Raw genomic sequence first — 13,853 nt, 5'->3', positions numbered from 1 at the left:
GTGCAATCCTTTGTCGAAACATGGTCACGGCTCAGGCCGTCTAACAGAAGGCGCCGGATCGTCGACACGAAAGCCATCCGACCAACCTTCGATGCAGTCGATATCATCAGATGCTCCACAACTGTGCCAAGTGAAAGAGGAGACAGATCATCATGTTCGCCGCTGTCGCCGGCTTGAAATCCGCGGCGAAATCACGGGCGCCGAAATTGACCTTTGGGTAGGCCGACCTTGTTTGAAAACGCGATTTGGGATTTCGTGCAACGGCAACAATGGAATGTCTCTCCCTTTTAAAAAAAACGGGTGACCAGATGCCGCCCGTTGAATCCGCTCGCGCGCCGGTCAGCAGGACCTTCATGTCAGAACCTTCAATTCGGGAACCGCAATGACAAAATTGCCGCCCCACCTTCTGATCTGCTCGTGCTCCTTTATGACCTCGGCTGCGATGTTCCAGGGCAGGACGACGACCCAATCTGGCTTTCGCTTGGCGAGTTCTGCCGGCGGAAGGATCGGAATGTGACTGCCGGGCATGAACTTGTTTTGTTTCGACCTTGCCGCATCGCAGACAAAGCTGATCAGATCGTGCTTCAACCCGGCATAGTTCATCAATGTATTGCCCTTGGCTGCCGCGCCATACGCGGCGACCGACTTGCCGGAGCGCTTCTGCTCGATCAGGAAAGCCAGGAAATCGTTCTTTACCCTGTCCGCCTTTTGCTGGAATGCCCGGTACAAGCCGAGGTCCAGCAACCCAAGCCGTTGCTCTTCCGCCAGCATGTCCGTGACCGCTGCCGTTGTTTCGCGTGCATCATCGTTGTTACAGCCATAGATGCGCAAGGAGCCGCCATGCGTCGGGAGTTGCTCAACGTCGAAGATGCGAAGACCGGCCCTTTCGAAGATATGGATAACCGCTGTCAGCGATAGATACGAGAAGTGCTCATGATAGGCGGTGTCGAACTGGTTCTGCGCAATCATGTTCTCGAGATGCGGGAACTCCAGGTTCACCGTTCCTTGCCGCTTGAGCAGAATACGCAGGCCCAATGTGAAGTCGTTGATATCGGGAACGTGGGCATAGACGTTGTTGCCGCAGATCAGATCTGCCTGATGCCCGCGTGCCACCAGCCTGGTAGCGGTGGCTGCGCCAAAGAATTCGCGAAGCACCGGCACGCCAATCTGCTCGGCGGCATCGGCCGTGCTGGCAGTTGGCTCGATGCCCAGGCATGGCACGCCCATCGCTACAAAATTCTTGAGAAGATAGCCGTCATTGGAGGCGACCTCGACGACAAAACTGTCTCGGGTCAGATGCAGCATCTCGGTGATCTTTTCGCAGTAGATCCTGGCGTGGTTCAGCCAGCTCTGGGACGTCGAGGAGAAGTATGCATAGTCGTTGGTGAACAGTTCGTCGGCAGCGGGGTGGTCTTCTGTTTGTACGAGCCAGCATGCGTGACAGACGAGGATCTTGAGCGGAAAGGTCGTCTCCGGCTCGTGAAGCTGTGCTTCCGAGCGGTAGGCGTTCGATGGCGGCGCGTGTCCCAAGTCAAGGACCACATGTCTTAATTGCGTCTGGCAATTGCGGCACTTCATAGGTCCGGTCCCTTGAAGCCCGCATCAAGAGGCGCCTGGGTCGGGTCGCGTGCGGAAAGGATCGCTAGTGGCAAAGGGCATGCAAAGTCAGCCATCGGATCATCCAGGCGTATCGCTACTCATCGAACGGCGAATAGAACATCGTGCAGCCGCGACTTTTGGCGCAAACGATGGCATGGAACATGACGACGACGGCATTGGCCGAAGAGGTGGGCGGTTCGGTCATGAAACGGTACGAGCCGCCAGCGCCGACCAGGATCCACTCCAAGTGCGGGTGGATGCGCCCCGGCCGCGCGGCTAGCAGCAAACCGGTCATCACCATCGAGAGCGATTGAAGGGTGAGTGCGTAGTAGCCGGGCAGCATAGGTCGCAAAACGCCAGGATTGGCAATCCCTGCCGATAGCGCCACCGCATGCGGCGAGCCCGCCATCCAGAGACAGCGGATCATGAGGAAGCTGCAAATCCGACCCAGCGCCATGGCGAGCGCGACGTTTGCTATGGGAAGCGGTGCGACGTCGCTGCCTGCCCACTGATATGACCCCTGATAGACGGATCCGCAAAGGAGCGACGGAAGATTGGTGGCGCGGGGGGACGGGCTCGCGATGACGTTGGGGCATATGCATTGATCGGCTGGATTGAGACCGCAACTGCTGCGGTGTGGCCGCCAAGCGAAAAGGCTTGCTGTGGCTACGGCGGATCGAGCCAGCGACGTCCGATCCGGCAAGACTGATGTTTCGTTGGCAAAGGGGCGGGCGTCTCTTGCCATGGGTCCCTTCTTGTGCGCCTTGTCGACAGGACCCATTTCAATGAGCCTCGAGTCCCTCTACCTGGTCTGAGCTCTGCAATCTCCTCCCAGTACTGGTAGAGTCTATCATTGATGTGCAGCGAGACCGAAGTGTGGTCCCCAGATCGAGAGTTCATGCCTCGGATCACGCGAGGCGGGCAGGTTGCGCTGTCTTGATTTGCAGCAGAATCGGCGGCCGATTGCCGATTGTCCCGTTGGGCCTCTCGTCATTGCAGTACTTGCGCCAATCCTCCACTTTTCCTGCCCGGTCGTAAGGCTGAGGAACTAATGGATGTCGAGGCATTCGGCCCGGAAGCGACCGTCGAGTGCCTCGACGAACACATTGTCGGTCGGCTTGCCATCCGCGAGAAGTCCGGCGTGCCGCGCAGATAGACCACAAGTCGAGATCGCGCGGCACGAACTCGCTACCTTGATCGAGGGTCCCTGCAGGACCTTCCACCAGCTTTAGGCCTAGTATCTCCACGACGTCGGCGCCGCGAAAGGTGAACCTTGGCTTCACCGATGCGAACACCGGTCCATTCTTGAAAGGCTACACGACATGGTTGAGCAGTCACTTCGTTGAAGGCCATCTAGTTGTTCGGACGTGGCCGCAACGTCTGTCTCCACTTCTCTATCCGGGGATACAAAATGTTGTGCTCCGGTCAACTACCGGTGTTGGCAATTGATCTGGGCGACGGAAGCATGTCACCTATCGATGACGAACGTCGGCCGGTGGAACCGGCTTACTCGTGGCGTCACACCGGTTTCTGGGCTTGCGTGGATACGCAGTATGAGGATGAGCTCGAAGAGCTTTGAGCATCGGGTCGAGCCTCGTGGGTTCACTCCAGGAACGCCAGGCCTCTGGTTCGGAGCGCTTCGTGACAGTCAGCCTCGTCGTCAAAGAAGATATTGAGCATATCCATGCGGCGTTGTCGCGAGGACGCTTCGCGGGCGCAACGGTCCTGGTCACGGGCTGTGCCGGCTTCCTTGGATATTACTTTCTTCAATACCTCACGCGAAAAGCGGGCGAACTCGAGCTGAGGCGGATCATCGCGATTGACAGCTTACTGCTGCATCGGCCGCAGTGGCTGATCGATCTGAATGCGGAGTTTCCGGATGTGCTCGAGACGCATACGTTTAACATCGCCAGCGATGACCTCCGATCGGTCGATGGCGCTGATGCGGCGGACTATGTCATCCATATGGCCTCGATCGCTTCGCCGACATTCTACCGGCGGTATCCGGTCGAGACCATCGATGCGAACATCTGGGGACTGCGGCGGCTGCTCGAATGCTATCGGTATTCTAATCGTCTCAGGGGGCTGTTGTTCTTTTCAAGCAGCGAAATCTACGGCGATCCGCCGGAGGCCGCGATCCCGACTGACGAGGAATACCGCGGTAATGTCGCGTGCCTGGGCCCGCGGGCATGCTACGACGAAGCGAAGCGTTTCGGCGAGACGATGTGCTACGTCTTCGCCAAGACGTATCGCATGCCCATTACCGTTGCACGCCCCTTCAACAATTACGGGCCCGGCATGCGCATCGACGATCGTCGGCTGCCAGCCGATTTCGCGCGATGCGTGATCGATCGACGCGACATTGTCATTCTCTCCAACGGCAGACCGACCCGCACGTTTTGTTACGTCTCGGACGCGATCACGGGCTATCTCCTTTGCCTTCTGCATGGGAAGTACGATTATTTCAACATCGGGATCGACGAACCGGAGATCTCCGTCCACGACCTTGCCGAAATCTATCAGCAGGCTTCGCTGGAGCTGTTCGGACGCCGCAGTGAGGTCGTCTTCGAGAGGAGTTCCGACGCAGAGTATCTTGTCGACAATCCAAGCCGGCGCCGCCCCGCGATCAAGAAGGCGCGGGACATTCTCGGGTACGCTCCCAAGATTCTCGTAAATGAAGGCGTGCGCCGCTACCTGTCCTTTCTAAGCGATGAGTCGAGGGGGTGATGCGCATTGCAATTATCGGCTCCGGTTATGTGGGCCTCGTCTCGGGAGTGTGCTTCGCGGCCAAAGGAAACGACGTAACGTGCGTCGATCTGCGGAAGGATATCGTCGCTCAGCTTAACGTCGGCGTCCCGCATATCCATGAGCGTGGCCTCCCGGAACTACTCAAGTCAGTGCTTGCATCGGCCCGCTTCAGGGCGACCACGGATGTTCACAGCTCGATTGAGACAGCGGAAATCGCCTTGATCGCCGTCGGGACACCTTCCGAGAACGGCGCGATCGACCTTAACGCCGTCCGCCAGTGCGCTCGCCAGATTGGCGCTTATCTAGCGACTTCCCCTCATCACCTGTCAGTCGTCGTGAAAAGCACGGTCATTGCGGGGACAACGGACACGATGGTGCGCCAAGAGCTCGAGCACTCATCCGGGAAGAAGCTCGGGGCCTTCGGTTTGGGCATGAATCCGGAGTTTCTACGCGAAGGGGAGGCGATCGAGGATTTCATGGAACCCGATCGCATCGTGCTCGGTCACGAGGACGAGAGGACGCTGGTGCGGCTCCAGGAACTCTATGCGCCCTGGAATTGCGATAAAGTGCGGGTGAACACCCGCACGGCCGAAATGATCAAATACGCCAACAACGCAATTCTGGCCACCCAGATCTCCATTGTGAACGAGGTCGCAAATCTCTGCGCTGCAATAGGCGGCGTCGACGCCCTCGACGTCATGCGTGGCGTCCATCTCGACAAGCGTTGGTCGCCGATCACCTCCTTCGGCCGCCTCGCGCCACAGATCCTGACCTATCTCGTTCCGGGCTGTGGGTTCGGCGGGTCGTGCCTTCCAAAAGATGTACAGGCGCTGCGCACCCAAGGCGAGAGCCTTGGCCTGCCGATGGACATGCTGAATGCCGTTCTCGACGTGAACGCCGCGCAGTCGGGCCAGATCGTCTCCACCCTCGAGCGGAAGTTCGGAACTCTGTCCGGCCGACGAACCCTCGTTCTCGGCCTTTCCTTCAAACCGGACACTGACGACGTCCGCGAATCCGCCTCGATCAAGATTGTTCGCGATCTCCTGCGGGCCGAAGCGCAGGTTAAGTGTTACGACCCGCTCGCTGCGGAGAACTTCAAGCTTGCCATCGGAAGCGCCGCGAACCGCATTCAGTTCTCGTCTGACTGGCGGCACGAGATCGAGTGGGCAGAGATCGTCATCATCGCGACTCGCGCGCAGGAATACGGCGAACTCACCTCGCTGCAGGTAGCCGGCAAGACGGTGTTCGACGCGCGTCGACTGATCGACCCAGCCGCTGTGCCCACGGCGGATTACCTGACCATCGGGCGCCGCCTAAACTGAATCAGGCCTGATCTACGAACCCACCTCCATATCGCCCCCAGATCGGTAGCCTTTCTTCGTCAGCCACGAGCTTCGCGCCGCCGATCGCGGCTTTCCTACCCGCGTCTTCTGGGCCGCAAGGGTTTGGCGCGCGCCTGCAGCTTGGCGACAGGACTCCGACAGATCAACACCGCAATGTCTGCGCATGCGGGGGCGCGCGGACGCCGGCACTATCAGCTTGTGCCGATCGGTGAGACCAGTTGACGAACTGCACTCGTGGGTAGGAGGCTTCAGCCAGCGCTCGTACGAGAGGTCGTGCTTGCGAATGGCGAAGCCGGCCATCAGTCATGGCTGCGCTGGCGGCCCGGCTTGCCGTGTCCTCGTAAACAGCGCCAGGCTTGTCTTGCCCAAGTCGGCACGGAGAAGGTTACCACGACCATTCCGACCACATCGATGCGCGCCCCTGCGTCGGTCCATCTCGAATCCATGTCAGCCGCGGGAAGACTATGCGCGACCGCTGGAAGTCACTTAGAGCAGCTTTCGCGGATTACGGAAGAAGCCAGGAAAATGGATTTGGAGTAAGTGCGTGTTGGCCGTGCCTACCTAGCGGCCTCTCTTTGCGGGCCGTTTGAGGAACTCAGCAGGCTCAACTTCGAGCTTGTCGGCAAGGCGACCGATGATCTTGATGCTGACGTAGTACTCGCCCTTTTCAAGCAGGCTCAAATAGCCCCGACTTATCTTGGCCTCGAAGGCAAGCTCGTCTTGGGACCATCCCCTCGCATTGCGCAGACGGCGCAAATTGGTGGCAAATGTCTCCCGCAAGTCCATGCGGGAAAGGATGCCGCTTGCTCAATATACTGCACCTCGATATACTTGACAAAATGTCATCTCGTGCACGTTGTGAACCGAAACTGCAATCTAAGAAAATCATCCGGATCCCACCGCTCAATCCTCGCTCATCCTGCTCCGAATAGTTCAGGACCCGTGACGAGCAGCCTCCGGTGCGTACCGGCGATTTCCCCATGCGGAAGCCGATGACGCCGACCGGAAAGAAGTTGCTCGGATCGTGCTGCACATCGATCCAGATCGTGGGCCAGGGCGTGCTCACGAACCGTTCGTTGGCTAGTTGGCAGGCAAAACGGGCGACCAACCGATATGCCGTGGCATTCCTCGCTGCGGCGATCAAATAGCAAAAATGGGTCACGTGGAGTTCGAAATTGAGAACAATGTTCTCGTCAGCGGGCTCGACCGAGCAGCCAAATCATCCGCCAGCGAGCACGCAATGAGTTTGCCGCCAAACCACACGCGTCGATGCCATCTGGCAGGCAACAGGCGAGCAGGCGCTAGCAGGACGGCAAATCTGCTGCCGCGCTCCGAGCGATACGGACTGTAGTCAAATCCATAGTGGCCAAAATCGGATCGAGCGAAGTCGAAATAGACCACGAAACCAGGGGCGCCAAAATATCCGATGGCAGACCCCAATCGGGATCTCCGCGGAAAACAATTCTCGCAGCGCGACAATTGGACGGTGTCGTGAATAATTTCAGTTTGGTGGGAGTTCCAGGCCGTGCCGACCGACCCGAAGATCGCAGATCTGGCGCCGAGCGCGCCCGAGCTCACGCCATACGACGAGCAGCACGCCGCTACCTATATGCGTCTGCTCGATGCCGAAGCCGATCATGCGGATTGGCGAGACGTCGCCCGCATTGTGCTTGGCATTGATCCGAACCTTGAGCCGGATCGCGCGCGTCTCACTTTCGAAAGTCATCTGGCTCGCGCCAAGTGGGCGGCGCGTCACGGTTATCGTCATCTCCTGCGCCGCGGGTGGACGAACGGTGAAGAGTGAGGGCATCTGATCGGCACGTGACTTCTTTCAAATCGCAAAAGTTGATCGTTCCATCGCGTAACTGCATCAGCATTGAATAGCCGCCTGAGCACAACCAGAAATCGTCACATTTGTCGGGCTGCAATTGCCTTTGCGTGCGTGCGCGCTTAAGGACATGGGAAAAGAGCAGGATGCCAGGTGCCGACTGGAGATCACAGGATGATTATCCTGACGCCAAGACAGTAGAAAGTATGGAGATGGCCTGGGAGTGGCTTCGCCGCGATCGCGAGTATCAACAGGACTTTAGGACCCTGGTCAGCAGCGAACATTCCAGCGCGACGATGGATCACTTCCGTCGGAAGTGGGGGCTGACGTTTTGCGGCTGATCCGCAAAAGACGTTCGACGAACAAGCCGTTTTCTGGGCGCCCGAAGCGCTGTCGACCGTGCTACCCGTGCGCGTGGCTATTGGCTCGGCGGCGTCCGAACGGTACGACCTGGATCTCAGGAAACTGGCGGGCAGCGAGCTTCGTCATGCGTCAGATGGATGGCATGCCATCGTGCCGCTCGGAGGCGCGAAGCATCGCCTTTGGTTAAAGGAACTTCCGTCGAGCGGCTCATTGGTTGCCGTCGATCTGCCGCTCGACCGCAACTTCGACATTCGCTTGCGGGCAGCACACCGATTTTGGCGAGCGCTCGAACGGCGCCCCCTCGGACCATCCCCTCTTGCTTTGTCGATCCCGACCCGGCGTCGGCTCATCCTCGCCATGCGCGCAGTCGATGGGCGGCTGGAAGGAAACAGCTATCGCAAGATCGCGCAAGGTCTGTTTGGCATGCATCGCGTTCCCAATCGAGGCTGGAAAACACATGATCTGCGCAGCCGGACCATCCGCCTGGTCCGGATGGGGCTGCGTCTCATGCGGGGCGGCTATCGCGCATTGTTCCATCGCAAGGGTAGAGACAGCAGATCCTAGGCTCTTGGCTGATCGGATAGCTGCACGAGATGGAAAGCTGTATGGCTTTGTTCGGACGAACTGAAGCTGGCAGCAGTATCGGTCGATCACGGCAGGGGACCTCGAATGAAGGATGGTCGATCGCGGGATGTCACTGCGGTGCGGACGGAGAGAGTCGATCGTATTCTTGAGCAGCTCAACGTGAATCCACCCGAGATCGCCTCGTGGAGCGAAGTTCGAGACTCTGCAGTTGGGTGCGTGTTTTTCGCGCTCGATGAACCTTTCGCGGGCCAACGGAAGTGGAAATCCCTTCGTGGAGGTGATCGAGTCATCGGTTGGCGCAGACGTGCAATGCGCTGGAGAGACCAAAGTCGTTAAGCATGGCCGTTAGTCGTCGAACATTCGCCGCCGCCGGGTTTTCTACGCTCGGACACGCGCTGGTGCAGCAAGGGCTAACCGCGCCTGCCTTGGAACCCCGTGGTCGCCAGCTATTTGGCCCCTTGGAAGGCCCCCGGGCGGGCGGTCAAGCATCAAGACAATCGCGGTTCGCGGGCTGGCCCACTTCATGTCCGCGTTCGGCTCTGTCTCGGCAGAAGGACTGTCTGAACTTGCGGATCGTTGCCTCGACGATGGCCGAGCTGTTGTGGACGTTCCGCAGGAGGAGGGCGGCTCTTCCAGCATGGGGCGACAGCGAGCGGGGAGTGGGGAGGGAGCGACGGCATCGATTATCGGGATCTCGTTGCCCGGCGACCGGAGGAGCAGGGCTTTCGCCGGTACTGGAGCGACGAGGCCCAGGTGCCGTGGCTCTGTGACGCCGGGTGGCGCATATGGATCGGCTACGACGGCCCACTCTCCATCGCACGCGAAGCGATGTACGCGCGCGCCCACGCACTCGCCGGGATCATGATTTGGGACCTGTTCGCCGATGACGGTTCGCTGCTCGCAGCCCTTCGCGCCCGTCATGCGCGAAGGTCCGAATAGGAGCGTGGTCATCGCGCCGCACTGAAGCACGTCATCCGCCTGCCTCGAACGAACGAAATCAACCCATGTCGCTGCCGGCGTGCTTGCCTGCGGTCTACAGCTTCTACGCGACTGCCGTATCGGTCCGAAGAACGCCCAGATGGGTCCGGCTCGATCTGACGGCTCCCTTCAAGGCAAGCTCTGTTCGCGCGTAGCAAGCCGGGAGCACGGGCGCGCAGTGCAGATACGCATTTTCGTTTTTCCTCGAGGCAAAAGGTCTTTAGCTGCGGAAGCCGTACAAGGCAGCCGGAGTCTCGCCAAGGATCCGTCCTCTCGCGTCGGCGTCTGGGACGAGCTCCTCAAGCCACGCTAACGTCTGTGCATACGATGGCGCATAAGCATGGGCGGCCATCACGTGGGGCCACTCCGACCCCCAGAGCAGCTGTTCCGGCGTGAGCTCCTCCAGCAGTTTATCCGCCGCCGACTTGGCCCAATCATCTGGAACGCGCCCGATCCCCGACAGCTTCACCCAGACCTCGGCGTCTGCAGCGAGTGACAGGAGCCGCTGCAATCGAGGATCCCAGCTGGGATCGCGGGTGCTGTCCGCAAGTCCGAAGTCTCGGAACACCAGGCGATGGCCGTCAGCCAGCAGCAACTCTGCGAGGCGCTCTCGTCCTTCAACCCCGCCGGATATCTCCAAGTGGAAGCCCAATTCAAGGGCCGCCTCAAGGGACTCAGCCAACAAATCAACGTCGTCAAGCGTTACCGCCAAACCCACGGCGCCCGATCGGCTCCACTGCTCCAAGACCCAAGGCGCCAATGGTTGTACGAGAGGCGGAATCAGCCGCACCGGCATTTGGGCCTGGCTCGCTTGGGCGAAGAGTTCGGTCGGGTCGCCATCAAGGAAAGCGGGTTGGACCAGTACGAGTCCAGAGATCGCACAGCCTCGCGCCGTGCTTTCCATGTGTGCCAAGGAACCGTCGATGACGGGCGCCGCCCGCCGGGCCTCTTGGCGGAAGGGGTGGACCTCGCAGTCGATCCTCATGACGCACTCCCGCAGCAGACCACAACCGGCACAGCGCTGGTTAGGCCGTAGTACACTCGAAAGCGCAGGTCGTCGACGGCTGCCCGGCGGCGATAGACACTCGCGAGCTTCTGCTCAAGCGCGCGGCGGGCGACGTCCCGCCGCGCGTCCAGATCGTGGCACTGGCTCTGCATGATCTCGCCGATGGGGCCGCGTTCCGGGGTGGAATGCTCGCGCTCCATTGCAGTACGGGGATCGCTGTAGACTCATTTGATTGTTAGCTCAAGATCTCCATTCTTCGCCTTCTGTTAGCGCGAACCAGAAACTGGACAACGGGACGAGAAAGCAGCTCAAATCCTTCGTACGTTTCGGACGAATGTGACGCGCAAGTTCTGTACGTCAGGTAAAGACGGTTCCGGGTAGGTTGGAGTGAGTTCGAGAGTGTGGGTGCCAATGAAGCCAACATCCCTCTCGCGCCCACGACGGGCGCGGCCAACCAGTATCGAATCTGGCGCAAGGATTTTCGAAGGTAACCTCGAGATCGACACGCACATTGATAGGGTAATGACCACCACGTCCTACTCAACGAGCTGTCGAGCCGTGCGAGCAAATCGATCGTGTCACTCCTGCGGCGTGCGCCGATCACGATCCAAGCGGCTCATAACCTCGTTTGAAGTAAAGCCGAGCGCTCCGGATGGTTTTGTTCTGCAGGAAGCTTTTCTGCTTCCGCAGCTTGGCAAGCTCATGAAGCAACTTACGCCACAAACAACTCAAGCAGAGCTGTCGCCCAGTGCCGCTACGGGCCGCGCGCCATAAATTGGCACTCTTGTGACGAGGGCTATCTCGTCTTGCGACGTGGTCGTTTCGGCCTCCGACCTTTAGGCAAGGTCTTCGGAGCCGTCGCACCTTTGGTTGGCTGAGCAAAGAACTCGGACAAATGAACATTTAGCGTTTCAGCGATACGCTCGAGCAGATCAATTGTCGGGTTCTCCTTTTGCTGCTCAATGCGGCCCATATAGGAGCGGTCAATTCCGGCATCGTACGCCAATTGCTCTTGCGGAATGCCGAGACCCACGCGGATCCGGCGTACGTTCCAAGCCACAAGCGCACGAGCTTTCATGCGCTAAAGCAGCCATTTAGCTGACCATCAAACCACTGGCTATAACCCGCCTATTACGGTAAGTTGGTCCAGAATGTGGATGAGCTGTCTCCGCGCGCGTGAGCTTCGATGAAAAAGCCGGTCGATCCAGACGTCTCCGATATCACGCCAAATGAGCCAGTGCTGACGGCCTATGACGAGCAGCATCTTGTGGCGTACTGGCGGCTTTTGGATGCGGAAGGCGCCGTAGGTGACTGGAAAGAAGTCGCACGGACCGTGCTGCATATCGATCCCGATCGCGGGTCGTCATGCCCTCGCGAACGGGGCGTTGGCCATTTGGCGGGCGCAAAATGGGTGGCCCACCAAGGTTACCGCGATCTGCCTACCGGCGGCACGACCAAATAGCAAAATTGGTCACGTGGAGTTCGAAATTGAGAACGGCGTTCACGCCAGCCGGCCGGCCGCCCAGCTAAATCATCGACCAGCGAGCACGCAATGAGTTTGCTCGCGAAACCAACGCGTCGATGCCGTCTCGCAGGCAACAAGCGAGCAGGCGCCAGCAGGACAGCAAATCTGCTGACCGCGCTCCAAGCGATATGGACTGTAGTCAAATCCACACCGACGAAAATCGGAGCGAGGGAAATGGAGATAGGCCACGGAACCAGGGACGCCAAGATATCCGATGGCAGACTCCAGTCGAGGTCTTGGCGGGAAACAATTTTCGCAGATCGCGACAACTGGACGGTACCAAGGTGCCATGAATACGGCTACCATCGCTTCGCTTTTTAGGTAGACGTTTTTTCAGTTTGGTAGGAGTTCCAGGCAGTGCCGACCGATCCGAAGATCTCAGATTTGGCGCCCAGCGCGCCCGAGCTCACGCCGTACGACAAGCAGCACGCCATCACCTACATGCGCCTTCTCGATGCCGAAGCCGATCATGCGGATTGGCGCGAAGTCGCGCGCATTGTGCTTGGCATTGATCCGACCCTAGAGCCGGATCGCGCGCGCGGTGCATTCGATAGTCATCTCGCGCGCGCCAAGTGGGCGGCGCGTCACGGTTATCGTGATCTCCTGCGCCGCGGGTGGACGGACGGTGAAGAGTGACGGCATCTGGTCGGCCGCGTGACTTCTTTCAAATCGCAAAAGTCGGTCGTCCCATCGCGTAAGTGGATCGGCATTGAATAACTGTCTGAGCACAACCAGAAATCGTCACATTTGTCTGGCTGCAATTGCCTTTGCGTGCGCGTGCGCTTAAGGACATGGGAAGACAGCAGGATGCAAGGTGCCGACTGGAGATCAGAGAGCGCATACCATGCGGCCAAGACAGCAGATGCTGTCGACATCGCCTGGGAGTGGCTTCGCCGTGACCGCGAGTATCAACAAGACTTTAGGACCCTGGTCAGCAGCGAACATTCCAGCGCCAGATCGGATCACTTCCGTCGGAAGTGGGGGCTGACGTTTTGCAGCTGATCCGCAAAAGGTGTTCGACGAACAAGTCGTCTTCTGGGCGCCCGAAGCGCTGTCGACCGTGCTACCAATCCGCCTGGCTATTGGACCGGCAGCGTCCAAACGGTACGACTTGGATTTTGGCAAACTGGCGGGCAGCGAGCTCCGTCATGCGTCGGATGGATGGCATGCCATCGTGCCGCTCGGCGGGGCGATGCATCGCCTTTGGTTCAAGGACCTTCCGTCGAGCGGCTCATTGATTGCCATTGACCTGCCGCTCGACAGCAACTTCGACATCCGTTTGCAGGCAGCACGCAGGTTTTGGCGAGCGCTCGAACACCGCCCTCTCGGAGCACCGCCTCTTGCTCTTTCGGCCCTAACTCGGCATCGGCTCATTCTCGGCCTGCGTGCAGTCGATGGGTGGCTGGAGGGAAACAGCTATCGCAAAATCGCGCAAGGTCTGTTTGGCAAACCTCGCATTCCCGATCGAGGCTGGAAAACACATGATCTGCGCAGCCGGACCATTCGCCTGGTCCGGATGGGGCTGCGTCTTTCGCAGGGCGGCTACCGTGACTTGCTCCGCCGCAAGAACAAAGACGACACCTCCTGAGCTCTCGGTTGATCAGCTAGCTGCACGCAGGGGTCTCAAAATCAGACCACCTCGCAAGTCAGCGAGCGATGTCATCATGGCGCCCGATATCCTTCCGGGCAACGACTCGGCTCGGTCTTCGTGGCCGCGGAAGCGGTCATAGTCGAATGTGACGGGGCGAAGACTGGTTTGTACCATTCGTCTCGCCGCTTGAACGGACATCGGCTCTACCGGTTGAGCTATAGAGATCAAATCGAATCCATCGATCGAATTCCCGGGGCCGTCCGATAAGTTTAAGGGTTTTCCGCAAT

17 protein-coding genes are annotated in these 13,853 nt (G+C 59.2%); 10 read left to right on the top strand and 7 right to left on the bottom strand.

Going from position 1 to position 13,853, the window contains the following annotated elements:
- Nucleotides 1-106 precede the first annotated feature (106 nt).
- The 3 genes from FBZ93_RS38250 to FBZ93_RS38240 all read right to left on the bottom strand — a co-directional run bounded on the left by FBZ93_RS38250 (nucleotide 107) and on the right by FBZ93_RS38240 (nucleotide 2,026).
- Nucleotides 107-355 (bottom strand): hypothetical protein, encoded by a 249-nt coding sequence (locus FBZ93_RS38250; RefSeq protein WP_146992772.1) that lies wholly within the window; start codon nucleotides 353-355, stop codon nucleotides 107-109.
- Complete coding sequence (locus FBZ93_RS38245; protein ID WP_146992770.1) at nucleotides 352-1,578, bottom strand: class I SAM-dependent methyltransferase; 1,227 nt, start codon at nucleotides 1,576-1,578, stop codon at nucleotides 352-354. The genes FBZ93_RS38250 and FBZ93_RS38245 overlap by 4 nt, the downstream gene beginning before the upstream one ends.
- Nucleotides 1,579-1,693: 115 nt before the next feature.
- Entirely contained in the window at nucleotides 1,694-2,026 is a 333-nt protein-coding gene (locus FBZ93_RS38240; RefSeq protein ID WP_146992768.1) for a hypothetical protein, read from the bottom strand.
- 1,214 nt (nucleotides 2,027-3,240) lie between these two features.
- Between FBZ93_RS38240 and FBZ93_RS38230 the strand changes: the two genes are divergently transcribed.
- On the top strand, nucleotides 3,241-4,326 hold the full coding sequence (locus FBZ93_RS38230; RefSeq protein ID WP_146992767.1) for an NAD-dependent epimerase/dehydratase family protein: 1,086 nt from the start codon (nucleotides 3,241-3,243) through the stop codon (nucleotides 4,324-4,326).
- Nucleotides 4,326-5,669 (top strand): UDP-glucose dehydrogenase family protein, encoded by a 1,344-nt coding sequence (locus FBZ93_RS38225; protein WP_146992765.1) that lies wholly within the window; start codon nucleotides 4,326-4,328, stop codon nucleotides 5,667-5,669. Before FBZ93_RS38230 ends, FBZ93_RS38225 begins: the two co-directional genes overlap by 1 nt.
- A gap of 582 nt (nucleotides 5,670-6,251) precedes the next feature.
- Here the strand turns inward: FBZ93_RS38225 and FBZ93_RS38220 are convergent.
- Nucleotides 6,252-6,476: a helix-turn-helix domain-containing protein gene (locus tag FBZ93_RS38220; protein WP_146992763.1), complete on the bottom strand. Its 225-nt coding sequence runs from the start codon at nucleotides 6,474-6,476 to the stop codon at nucleotides 6,252-6,254.
- 739 nt (nucleotides 6,477-7,215) lie between these two features.
- Here FBZ93_RS38220 and FBZ93_RS38210 point away from each other — a divergent pair.
- The 4 genes from FBZ93_RS38210 to FBZ93_RS42065 all read left to right on the top strand — a co-directional run bounded on the left by FBZ93_RS38210 (nucleotide 7,216) and on the right by FBZ93_RS42065 (nucleotide 9,405).
- A complete protein-coding gene (locus FBZ93_RS38210; RefSeq protein WP_146992762.1) occupies nucleotides 7,216-7,494 on the top strand; it encodes a DNA -binding domain-containing protein in 279 nt (92 codons plus the stop codon).
- A gap of 170 nt (nucleotides 7,495-7,664) precedes the next feature.
- A complete protein-coding gene (locus tag FBZ93_RS42070) occupies nucleotides 7,665-7,859 on the top strand; it encodes a transcriptional regulator domain-containing protein (RefSeq protein WP_433995479.1) in 195 nt (64 codons plus the stop codon).
- A gap of 67 nt (nucleotides 7,860-7,926) precedes the next feature.
- The gene (locus tag FBZ93_RS38205; RefSeq protein ID WP_246667816.1) at nucleotides 7,927-8,445 is read left to right on the top strand and encodes a DUF2285 domain-containing protein; all 519 of its coding nucleotides are present in this window, start codon (nucleotides 7,927-7,929) and stop codon (nucleotides 8,443-8,445) included.
- A gap of 597 nt (nucleotides 8,446-9,042) precedes the next feature.
- Nucleotides 9,043-9,405 (top strand): glycosyl hydrolase family 18 protein, encoded by a 363-nt coding sequence (locus FBZ93_RS42065; protein ID WP_146992758.1) that lies wholly within the window; start codon nucleotides 9,043-9,045, stop codon nucleotides 9,403-9,405.
- Nucleotides 9,406-9,664: 259 nt separating this feature from the next.
- Here the strand turns inward: FBZ93_RS42065 and FBZ93_RS38195 are convergent, their stop codons facing one another.
- The 3 genes from FBZ93_RS38195 to FBZ93_RS38185 form a co-directional block, all read right to left on the bottom strand.
- The gene (locus FBZ93_RS38195; RefSeq protein WP_146992756.1) at nucleotides 9,665-10,429 is read right to left on the bottom strand and encodes an amidohydrolase family protein; all 765 of its coding nucleotides are present in this window, start codon (nucleotides 10,427-10,429) and stop codon (nucleotides 9,665-9,667) included.
- A complete protein-coding gene (locus FBZ93_RS38190; protein WP_146992754.1) occupies nucleotides 10,426-10,650 on the bottom strand; it encodes a hypothetical protein in 225 nt (74 codons plus the stop codon). The genes FBZ93_RS38195 and FBZ93_RS38190 overlap by 4 nt, the downstream gene beginning before the upstream one ends.
- Before the next feature lie 596 nt (nucleotides 10,651-11,246).
- The gene (locus FBZ93_RS38185) at nucleotides 11,247-11,528 is read right to left on the bottom strand and encodes a helix-turn-helix domain-containing protein (RefSeq protein ID WP_146992753.1); all 282 of its coding nucleotides are present in this window, start codon (nucleotides 11,526-11,528) and stop codon (nucleotides 11,247-11,249) included.
- A gap of 108 nt (nucleotides 11,529-11,636) precedes the next feature.
- Between FBZ93_RS38185 and FBZ93_RS38180 the strand changes: the two genes are divergently transcribed.
- The 4 genes from FBZ93_RS38180 to FBZ93_RS38170 all read left to right on the top strand — a co-directional run bounded on the left by FBZ93_RS38180 (nucleotide 11,637) and on the right by FBZ93_RS38170 (nucleotide 13,563).
- A complete protein-coding gene (locus FBZ93_RS38180; RefSeq protein ID WP_146992751.1) occupies nucleotides 11,637-11,912 on the top strand; it encodes a DUF2285 domain-containing protein in 276 nt (91 codons plus the stop codon).
- 420 nt (nucleotides 11,913-12,332) lie between these two features.
- Nucleotides 12,333-12,611, top strand: coding sequence for a DNA -binding domain-containing protein (locus FBZ93_RS38175; protein WP_146992749.1), 279 nt, complete (start codon nucleotides 12,333-12,335; stop codon nucleotides 12,609-12,611).
- Between the two features lie 171 nt (nucleotides 12,612-12,782).
- Nucleotides 12,783-12,977: a transcriptional regulator domain-containing protein gene (locus FBZ93_RS42060; protein ID WP_433995478.1), complete on the top strand. Its 195-nt coding sequence runs from the start codon at nucleotides 12,783-12,785 to the stop codon at nucleotides 12,975-12,977.
- Nucleotides 12,978-12,987: 10 nt separating this feature from the next.
- Complete coding sequence (locus FBZ93_RS38170; RefSeq protein ID WP_246667815.1) at nucleotides 12,988-13,563, top strand: DUF2285 domain-containing protein; 576 nt, start codon at nucleotides 12,988-12,990, stop codon at nucleotides 13,561-13,563.
- Nucleotides 13,564-13,853: the final 290 nt, after the last annotated feature.

The sequence above is a fragment of the Bradyrhizobium macuxiense genome, from assembly GCF_007993935.1.
In the GTDB taxonomy this organism is placed as follows: Bacteria; Pseudomonadota; Alphaproteobacteria; order Rhizobiales; family Xanthobacteraceae; genus Bradyrhizobium; species Bradyrhizobium macuxiense_A.
Note: the sequence above shows the minus strand (reverse complement) of the source record. Positions and strands in the feature narration are given on the sequence as shown.

Bases quoted from the DNA above. Each gene is read 5' to 3' on its own strand.
- FBZ93_RS38190 (WP_146992754.1), bottom strand. From the start codon at position 10,650: ATGGAGCGCGAGCATTCCACCCCGGAACGCGGCCCCATCGGCGAGATC.
- FBZ93_RS38220 (WP_146992763.1), bottom strand. From the start codon at position 6,476: ATGGACTTGCGGGAGACATTTGCCACCAATTTGCGCCGTCTGCGCAAT.
- FBZ93_RS42070 (WP_433995479.1), top strand. From the start codon at position 7,665: ATGCCAGGTGCCGACTGGAGATCACAGGATGATTATCCTGACGCCAAG.
- FBZ93_RS38225 (WP_146992765.1), top strand. From the start codon at position 4,326: ATGCGCATTGCAATTATCGGCTCCGGTTATGTGGGCCTCGTCTCGGGA.
- FBZ93_RS38185 (WP_146992753.1), bottom strand. From the start codon at position 11,528: ATGAAAGCTCGTGCGCTTGTGGCTTGGAACGTACGCCGGATCCGCGTG.
- FBZ93_RS38245 (WP_146992770.1), bottom strand. From the start codon at position 1,578: ATGAAGTGCCGCAATTGCCAGACGCAATTAAGACATGTGGTCCTTGAC.
- FBZ93_RS42060 (WP_433995478.1), top strand. From the start codon at position 12,783: ATGCAAGGTGCCGACTGGAGATCAGAGAGCGCATACCATGCGGCCAAG.
- FBZ93_RS38195 (WP_146992756.1), bottom strand. From the start codon at position 10,429: ATGAGGATCGACTGCGAGGTCCACCCCTTCCGCCAAGAGGCCCGGCGG.
- FBZ93_RS38180 (WP_146992751.1), top strand. From the start codon at position 11,637: ATGAAAAAGCCGGTCGATCCAGACGTCTCCGATATCACGCCAAATGAG.
- FBZ93_RS38240 (WP_146992768.1), bottom strand. From the start codon at position 2,026: ATGATCCGCTGTCTCTGGATGGCGGGCTCGCCGCATGCGGTGGCGCTA.
- FBZ93_RS38250 (WP_146992772.1), bottom strand. From the start codon at position 355: ATGAAGGTCCTGCTGACCGGCGCGCGAGCGGATTCAACGGGCGGCATC.